Annotated in this window: 6 protein-coding genes; 4 read left to right on the forward strand and 2 right to left on the reverse strand. The window is 75.6% G+C overall.

Annotated features, from left to right (window positions below):
* Nucleotides 1-79: 79 nt before the first annotated feature.
* A complete protein-coding gene (locus ACFU7Z_RS32270) occupies nucleotides 80-1153 on the reverse strand; it encodes a hypothetical protein (protein ID WP_380781391.1) in 1074 nt (357 codons plus the stop codon).
* 627 nt (nucleotides 1154-1780) lie between these two features.
* Here ACFU7Z_RS32270 and ACFU7Z_RS32275 point away from each other — a divergent pair.
* Nucleotides 1781-3019 carry a cytochrome P450 gene (locus ACFU7Z_RS32275; protein ID WP_380781393.1) on the forward strand — a complete coding sequence of 413 codons (1239 nt, stop codon included), beginning with the start codon at nucleotides 1781-1783 and terminating at the stop codon, nucleotides 3017-3019.
* Here ACFU7Z_RS32275 and ACFU7Z_RS32280 read toward each other — a convergent pair.
* Nucleotides 2976-3515, reverse strand: a complete 540-nt coding sequence (locus tag ACFU7Z_RS32280; RefSeq protein WP_380781395.1) for a MerR family transcriptional regulator — start codon at nucleotides 3513-3515, stop codon at nucleotides 2976-2978. The genes ACFU7Z_RS32275 and ACFU7Z_RS32280 overlap by 44 nt on opposite strands.
* Before the next feature lie 142 nt (nucleotides 3516-3657).
* Here ACFU7Z_RS32280 and ACFU7Z_RS32285 point away from each other — a divergent pair, with 142 nt between their 5' ends.
* The 3 genes from ACFU7Z_RS32285 (at nucleotide 3658) to ACFU7Z_RS32295 (ending at nucleotide 7458) form a co-directional block, all read left to right on the forward strand.
* Entirely contained in the window at nucleotides 3658-4899 is a 1242-nt protein-coding gene (locus ACFU7Z_RS32285) for an MFS transporter (protein WP_380781397.1), read from the forward strand.
* Nucleotides 4900-4982: 83 nt separating this feature from the next.
* Nucleotides 4983-5489, forward strand: a complete 507-nt coding sequence (locus ACFU7Z_RS32290; RefSeq protein ID WP_380781399.1) for a carboxymuconolactone decarboxylase family protein — start codon at nucleotides 4983-4985, stop codon at nucleotides 5487-5489.
* A 181-nt stretch (nucleotides 5490-5670) separates the two neighbouring features.
* Nucleotides 5671-7458 carry a penicillin-binding transpeptidase domain-containing protein gene (locus ACFU7Z_RS32295; protein WP_380781401.1) on the forward strand — a complete coding sequence of 596 codons (1788 nt, stop codon included), beginning with the start codon at nucleotides 5671-5673 and terminating at the stop codon, nucleotides 7456-7458.
* The last annotated feature ends 92 nt before the right edge of the window (nucleotides 7459-7550 follow it).

Consider the following 7550-nt stretch of genomic DNA (forward strand, 5'->3'; position numbering starts at 1 on the left):
CGCCGCGGTCCGTCGAGGGGGACGGACCGCGGCGCAGCCGTGCGCGGAGCGGGGGTCGCGCGGAGCCCGCGCGGCGGCCTCAGCCGGGATGGAAGGCGACCCGGACGGTGGCGTCGAACGGGAGGATCAGCCCGTTGCCGGTCTCCCAGGTCCAGGTCCGCGGGACCAGGAACATCCGGCCGCCGGAGAGGGCCAGCAGCCGCAGCCCCTCGTAGCGGTAGCGGAACCGCGCGCCCTGGTCCACGTCCGGCAGCGCCGTCTCCCACACCCCGGGCCACCCCAGGTGGAGGCGTTCGGGGGTGTCCAGGACGACCGCCGGGCGCCGGTAGAGGTGGTGGGCGAGGTCCTCGGCGTCGGCCGTCCCCTTCTGCTGGGCGTAGTCGCCGACCGCCCAGTACGAGCAGAGCACGATGAGCGCCACGCTGACGCCCAGCGCCGCCCGCTCCCCGGTCAGCGGGTACGGTGCGCCGGTGCCGCGCACGTACATCATCCGGGCCAGGACCGCGAGCAGCAGCGCGCCGCCGATCAGCAGCGGGGTGCCCAGCGGGCCGGCGTCGAACACCTCGAAGCCGGCCAGGAGGCCGAGCACCAGCAGCGGGACGACCAGTGCGGCGACCGCCCAACAGGCCCGGCGCACCGTCCGGGCGCCGGCCCCGCCCTTCCCGGCCGCCCTGGTCGCGAGGTGGTAGCCCAGCGCGCCGACCAGCGCCCCGCACAGGGCGACCCCGGCCGGGAGGTAGAGCGCGGGGGAACTGCGGATCAGCAGGTCCTGGGTGGCGAAGCCGATCGTGCCGGCGTCGATGCCGAAGAAGGCGTAGAGCGAACTGGTGTAGGCGTAGCCGAAGAAGAGGAGCAGTGCGGTGAGGAGGGTGGTCGGGGCGATCCAGGTGGCGAGCCTGGTGAGCCAGTCGGCCCAGGAGCGCGGCTGCGGCTGCCGCTGCCCGTCCGGGGGTTCCTCCTCGGCAGGTCTCAGGGGGTGCTCCCGGCGCCGCTGGACGGGCTCGACCCGTAACTCGGGGTCGCGCCGTTGCCGGTGGTCGCCCCGTCGTCGGGGCTGACGACGACCACCGAGCCAGCGGCCTCGATCCGCTTGGAGGAGTCGTCGGCCGTCACCGTGAGGCAGATGGTCCGGTCCTTGGTCCCGGGCTTCCACTGCGGGAGCCGGAAGTCGACCAGCTCGGTCTTGCCGTCGGTCACCCGCACCTGCTGCGAGGCGGGGGTGGCGTACGACGTGCTGCCGCACTCGGCGACCTTGCTGATCACGGCCGTGAAACTGGTCTTCGACGGGAAGGACAGGGTGATCCGGGCCCTGTTGTCGATGCCCTGGACGCTCGCCGAGGGCTCGCCCGCGGTCCGGAACCCGCCCTGGTCCCCCTCGTCCTTGGTCCGCTGGTCGTCCGGCAGGCCCGAGCCGCTGCTCTGGCCGTTCTGCCCGTTCTGGGTGGCGCCGGCCGACCCGGATCCGCCACCGCCGCCGCAGGCCGCGAGGACCGGGACGAGCAGGGCGGCCGCCAGCCACCGGCCCGCGCCGACAGGCCTTCCCGTTCGGATCCCGCCGCCTCCGAAGTGCCGGGTCCCAGGCATGCGTTCTCCCATCCGCGCGGCGAGCAGGGACCGGTCGGCCCCGCCGCACCGTACCCGTGCGGGTACGGCCGGTCGGGCCGCCGCGCCGCCCCCGCCCGGGTCGGCCAGCCGTTCGGCGCAGCCCGGACGGGCGGCGCGCTGGCATAGAGTCGGACCGCAACCGACGAACCGTCAGCAGAGCGGAAGGACACGACCTGTGAGCACCGAGACCCGTCCGGTACCGGAGCTGGCCGCGGAGGTCGTCGAGCGGTGGCGGGCCGAGGAGGCCGAGCTCGTCGACCTGCTGGCCCGGACCCAGCGCGGTGTCGGCGGCGTCGCCGCCTTCCGGCTCGGCCCGACACCGACCGTCCTGGTCACCGACCCGGCCGCCGTGCAGCACGTCCTGGGCCACCACCCGGACCGGTACGTCAAGCGCTCGCACCGCGCCCGGATGCTGGTCGGGGACGGCGTGCTGTCCGCCACCGGCGACCCCTGGAAGCGCCAACGGCGCGTGCTGCAGGCGCAGTTCACCGGCACCGGGATGCGCCGCTACGAGCGGCGGATCGCCGCGGCGGCGCACCGCACCGCCGAGCGCTGGGAGGGGTACCGGCGCAGCGGGGAGGCCTTCGACGTCGGCGAGGAGATGCGCGGCTTCGCCCTGGACACCGTCTGGCGGGCGCTCACCGGGCTGCCGCTGGACGACCGGACGGACCGCGAACTCCGCTCGGTGGAACGGGTGGTGGCCGCGATGCCGACCCTGCCGACCAACGCGGCGGACGCCCGGGACGCGGTCGCCGAGGACCTCGCCCGGATCGACGCGGTGGCGCACTCGGCGATCGACGCGGCGCGCTCGGCCGGCCCGACCGAGGAGCCCGGCGTGCTCCGGGTGCTGCTCGACGCGGGCGAGCAGGACCCCGGGTACACCGACCGGTTGATCCGCGACGAGCTGGTCACCCTGCTCGTCGCCGGCCACGAGACCACGGCCACCACGCTCACCTGGCTCTTCCTGCTGCTCGACCGCCACCCCGAGGCCCGGACGGCCGATCCGCAGGCGCTGGTGAGCGAGACGCTGCGGCTCTACCCCTCCGCCTGGCTGCTCCCCCGGCACGCCGTCGAGGACGACGTCATCGCCGGGCACCGCATCGCCGCCGGGACGGACGTGCTGGTCTGCCCGTACCTCACCCACCGCGACCCGGCGCTCTGGCCGGACCCGGAACGCTTCGACCCCGCCCGCTTCGCCCACGGCGCGGACCGCCCCGGGCAGCTCGGCGCCTACTTCCCGTTCGGTCTCGGCGCCCGCGCCTGCCTGGGCACCCGGTTCGCGCTGCGCGAGACCACGGCGCTACTGGAACTCCTGCTGCCGATGGGGCCGTTGACGTTCCGCTCGCGGCCGACGGGGGCGGCGTACAGCATCACCGTACGGCCGGACGGGCCGACGCCGGCGGTGCTGGGCTGAGGCCTTCCTGCGGTGTGGCGCTGCCCGACCGCGGGTGCTCCGGCTGCGGGCCGTCCGGCCGGGCGGGCAGGAAGCCGTCGGCGAGCTCCTCGCCGGCCAGGGCGGCGTCGACCCGGGCACTGATGTGGGCCCGGGTGGTCGGGCAGTCGAGCGGGCGGTCCCGACTGCACAGCAGCATGTGGGTGAGGACGGCCGCGGCGTGCTCCAGCCGGCGGGCGCGCTCGAGCATCCCGTCCCGCTGGGCGTGCAGCAGCGCCGTGCGGTCGGCCGCCCGCTCGCTGGCCAGGACGGCGGCGGTCCCGCTGACCGGGATCATCCCGTCCACGTGCCAGAGCTGGACCAGGGCGAGGCGCTCCAGCGACTCCCGGTCGTAGTAGCGGACCCGGCCGCGGCGGGCGGCGGGGGCGATCAGGCCGCACTCCTCGTAGTAGCGCAGGGCGGGCACCGAGAGGCCGAAGGCCGCCGAGACCTCGGTGATCGAGTGGAGCTCCGCCATCCGTCGCCGCCTCCTTCGGGGTTGCGCCCAGGCCGAGTTGGGCTCGGGCTGGGTGCGCCGGGACCGGGTTGCGCTCAAGCACGCTTGAGCGAGAACGCTTAGGCAAGCCTAACCTCTCATCGAAGCGAAGGGCTTGCTCCCCATGCCGCTCACCGACCCGACGGCCACCACCGCGTCGGCCACTGCGACCACCACCGCACCCGCCCCCTCCCGCACCCCACGGACCGCCGGGGCCCTGCTCGTCCTCGGTTTCGTCCTGCTCAGCCTCAACACCCGGGTCGCGTTCGGACAGATCGGGCCGCTCGCGCCGGTCGCCGGCTGGGGCCCGGGCACCGTGACCCTGCTCGCCCTCCTGCCGCCGCTGTGCATGGGCCTGTTCGCCCCGCTCGGCGCCCTGGCCCGGCGGCGGCTCGGCGAGGAGCGCGGTCTGTTCTGGGCGAGCGTGCTGCTGCTGGCCGGGGCGGTGCTGCGGACGGCGGGCCTGCCCGGGCTGTACGCGGGCACGGTGCTGGTGGGCGTCGCGGTGGCGGTGGTGAACGTGCTGATCCCGGTGTTCGTCCGGGCCCGCTTCGCGCCCCGGCGGATCGGCACCATGACGGGCGTCTACGCGCTGTCCATGGGCGCCGGTTCGGCGGTCGTCGCCGCGCTGGTCGCGCCGGTCGCGGGCGCCTGGTCCTGGCAGGCCGCGATCGCGATCGCCGTCGTCCCGGCGGCCCTGGCGGCGGCCGGCCTGGCGCCGCAGCTGCGGGTCGCGCGGACGCCGGCCGGGCCCGTCGCACCCGCCGGGCGCCGCCGGGTCGGGCGGACGGCGCTCGCCTGGAGCCTGACGGCCTTCTTCGGCGTCCAGACCCTGGTCTTCTACGCGACGCTGGCCTGGCTGCCCACCGTCCTGGTCGACGCGGGCCTGAGCCGGACCACCGCCGGCACCGACCAGGCCGTGCTGATCCTCGGCCTCGCCGTCGGCGGCTTCCTCGCCCCGACCCTGGCCGCCGCCCGGAGCGACCAGCGGCCGCACATCCTGGGCGTGGCGGCCGTCTGCGTCCTCGGCCTGCTCGGCCTGGTGCTCGCCCCGGCCGGCGGGGCGCCGCTCTGGGCCGCCGTCCTCGGCATCGGCATGGGCGGCGGACAGGCGCTCGCCGCCGTGCTGTTCGCCCGTCGGGGCACCGACCCGGACCACGTCGCCGCGCTCTCCACCATGGCCCAGACCTGGGGCTACCTGCTCGCCGCCACCGGCCCCGCGCTCGCCTCCGCGCTCCACACCGCGAGCGGGTCCTGGGCGGCGCCGCTGCTCGCGATGGCCGGTCTGGTGGCCGTCGGCTGCGTCCTCGGGCTGCGGGCGGGCCGCGCTGTCACAAAGCCGCGCCGCGATCCGTCGGACCGGTGAGCGGGTGGCCGCACGGTCCACCCGGTCGAGCGGTCACCCGCTCATCCGCTCATCCGCTCATCCGCGAGAAGAGGAACACCACGATGAACGCCCGTCCGATCACCGCCGAGGTCCCGCTGCGCCCGCGCATGGCCCAGGACCCGGTGCAGCTCGTCCCCGAGCTCGCCGAGGTCTCGGCCGCACTGTTCAAGGCCACCGGCAACCGGTCCGTCCCCCGCAGCACCATCAGCCTGGTCCAGCTGCGGGCCGGCCAGATCGCCGGCAGCACCTACCTGACCGTCCTGCACAGCGGCTTCCTCCGCAGGGCCGGCGAGTCGGAGGAGCGGATCTCCTCGGTGGCCGGCTGGCCGGACTCCCCCTGGTTCACCGCCCCGGAGCGCGCCGCGCTCGCCCTGGTCGAGGCCGTCCTCCAGCCCAACCCGCACGGCGAGCGGGTGTCGGACGCGCTGTACGCCGAGGTCGCCGGGCACTACGACGACACGGCGCTGACCACGCTCATGCTCGCCATCGGCCAGGTCAACTTCTTCACCGCCATCGCCCTGGTCGCCAAGCCCGTCCCCGGCCGCTCCTTCACCGACCCCTGGGCCTGACCGGCCCCTACGGCCCGCCCGGCCGATCCCTGGGCGGGCCGTCCCGCTGTCGACCGATCACCCGTCCCGGCATAGGCTGGTCCGCGCCCGAACGGACCTTCGTCCGGTCATCGGGCCGGCGGGCCGACATGCCGGAGGGGGCGTGCCCGCCACCACGGAGGATCGCAGGGGGGACGGAAGCATGTTCGAGGAGCACAGGGACAACCGGCACGACGAGCACGCCGGGCACGAGCAGGACGGCCGACTCGCCGATGTCGAGATCGAGTACGACCAGTACGACGATCTGGACGACTTCGACGGGCATGACGGGAACGACGACGGGGCACCGCGCAGCTCGACCACGCGCCGGGTCGTGATGGTCGCCGCCGGCGGGGTGTTCGCCGCCCTGCTGGCGGTCGGCGGCTACGGCGCCTACAACGTGCTGAACGCCGTGACGGACAACGGACCGGCCGGCGGCCACCAGGGCGCCGGCACCGTGGCGAAGGCCCCGCAGGAGCCGCCGACCGCCGAGCAGGCCGAGTCGACGGCAAAGGAGTTCCTGGCGGCCTGGAGCCGCGGCGACATCCCGGCCGCCGCCGGTCTGACGGACCGGCCGGAGACCGCCCGCGCCGCACTGGCCACGTTCCACGAGCAGGTGGGAGCCCGCTCGCTCGCCCTGACCGGGACGGGCCCCGCGAAGGCCGACGGCCCGAGCGAGCCGGCCCTCGGCTTCCGGGTGAAGGCGGAGTTCGAGGGCACCCCGGACGCCTGGGAGTACGACAGCGTGCTGAGCGTCGTCCGGTCCCAGGACGGGCGGCCCGTGGTGCGCTGGAAGCCGTCCGTGATCCACCCCCAGCTCACCCCGGGCCGGACCATCGGGGTGCAGGAGACGCCCAACCCGGTGTCCAAGCCCACCGACCGCAAGGGCCGACCGCTCGACACCTTCCCGTCGCTGCGCGCCGTCCTCCCCCAGATCGCCCCTCCGGACGGCGCGGCCGCCACCACCGGACGGGCCGTGGTGCTCTCGGGCGGCGGCGAGGCCGAGCGGCTGTTCGTGCTGACGCCGCCGAGCGCCCCGGTGGTCAAGCTGACCCTGGACGCCGACCTCCAGCAGGTGGCCGAGGACGCCGTCAAGCAGCAGGCGGCGAACGGCAATCCGGCCTCGCTGGTGGCCGTCCAGCCGAGCACCGGCCACATCCTGGCGATCGCCAACGCCCCGCAGGGCGGCTTCAACCGCGCGCTCGCGGGCGGCCAGGCACCCGGCTCGACGATGAAGGTGATCACCTCGGCCGCGCTGCTGGAGGCGGGCGTGCGCCCGGACACCGTGGTGCCGTGCAAGGAGACCACCTACTCCCCGCGCGCCTGGCACAACGACGAGAGCGGCGACTTCCCGTCCTACACGCTCGCGGACGACTTCGCCCGCTCCTGCAACACCGGCTTCATCGACAAGGGCCTGGAGAAGCTGCAGCCCGGCACCCTCGGCACGGTGGCCCGCGACCAGTTCGGCCTCGGTCTGGAGTGGCACATCGGCGTCCCGAGCCGGGACGCCACCATCCCGACGCCCGGGAACAAGGACGAGGCCGCGGCCGCGTACATCGGCCAGGGCCGGATCCAGGTCAACTCGCTGGTGATGGCCTCGGTCGCCGCCACCGTGCAGAACGGGACGTTCCGCCAGCCCGTGCTGCGCGAGGACGCCAAGCGCGTGACGGCGCCGAGCAGGCTCCCCGCCGACGTCGCCCGGGACCTGCGCGCCATGATGGCCAAGACCGCCACCCAGGGCACCGCCCGTACCCCGATGGCCGGCCTGTCCGGCCAGATCGGCGCCAAGACCGGCACCGTCGAGGCCGGCAGCCAGGCCACCAACAGCTGGTTCATCGCCTACCGCGGCGACCTCGCCGTCGCCGCCGAGGTCGAGGGCGGCGGGCACGGCTTCAGCGCGGCGGGCGTGGCCGCGGCCCAGGTGCTGAAGGCGGGCGGCGGCAAGGGCTGAGGCCCGGTCCGGCGCGCACCGCCCGCGCGCCGCGACCGCACCGCACCACCCCGCCCCGCCCCGCCCCGCCCGCGGACGCGCCTCGGTGCGTG

Origin of the sequence: Kitasatospora sp. NPDC057518, from assembly GCF_042802075.1 — a bacterium.
In the GTDB taxonomy this organism is placed as follows: Bacteria; Actinomycetota; Actinomycetes; order Streptomycetales; family Streptomycetaceae; genus Kitasatospora.

Bases quoted from the DNA above. Each gene is read 5' to 3' on its own strand.
- ACFU7Z_RS32280 (WP_380781395.1), bottom strand. From the start codon at position 3,515: ATGGCGGAGCTCCACTCGATCACCGAGGTCTCGGCGGCCTTCGGCCTC.
- ACFU7Z_RS32285 (WP_380781397.1), top strand. From the start codon at position 3,658: ATGCCGCTCACCGACCCGACGGCCACCACCGCGTCGGCCACTGCGACC.
- ACFU7Z_RS32290 (WP_380781399.1), top strand. From the start codon at position 4,983: ATGAACGCCCGTCCGATCACCGCCGAGGTCCCGCTGCGCCCGCGCATG.
- ACFU7Z_RS32295 (WP_380781401.1), top strand. From the start codon at position 5,671: ATGTTCGAGGAGCACAGGGACAACCGGCACGACGAGCACGCCGGGCAC.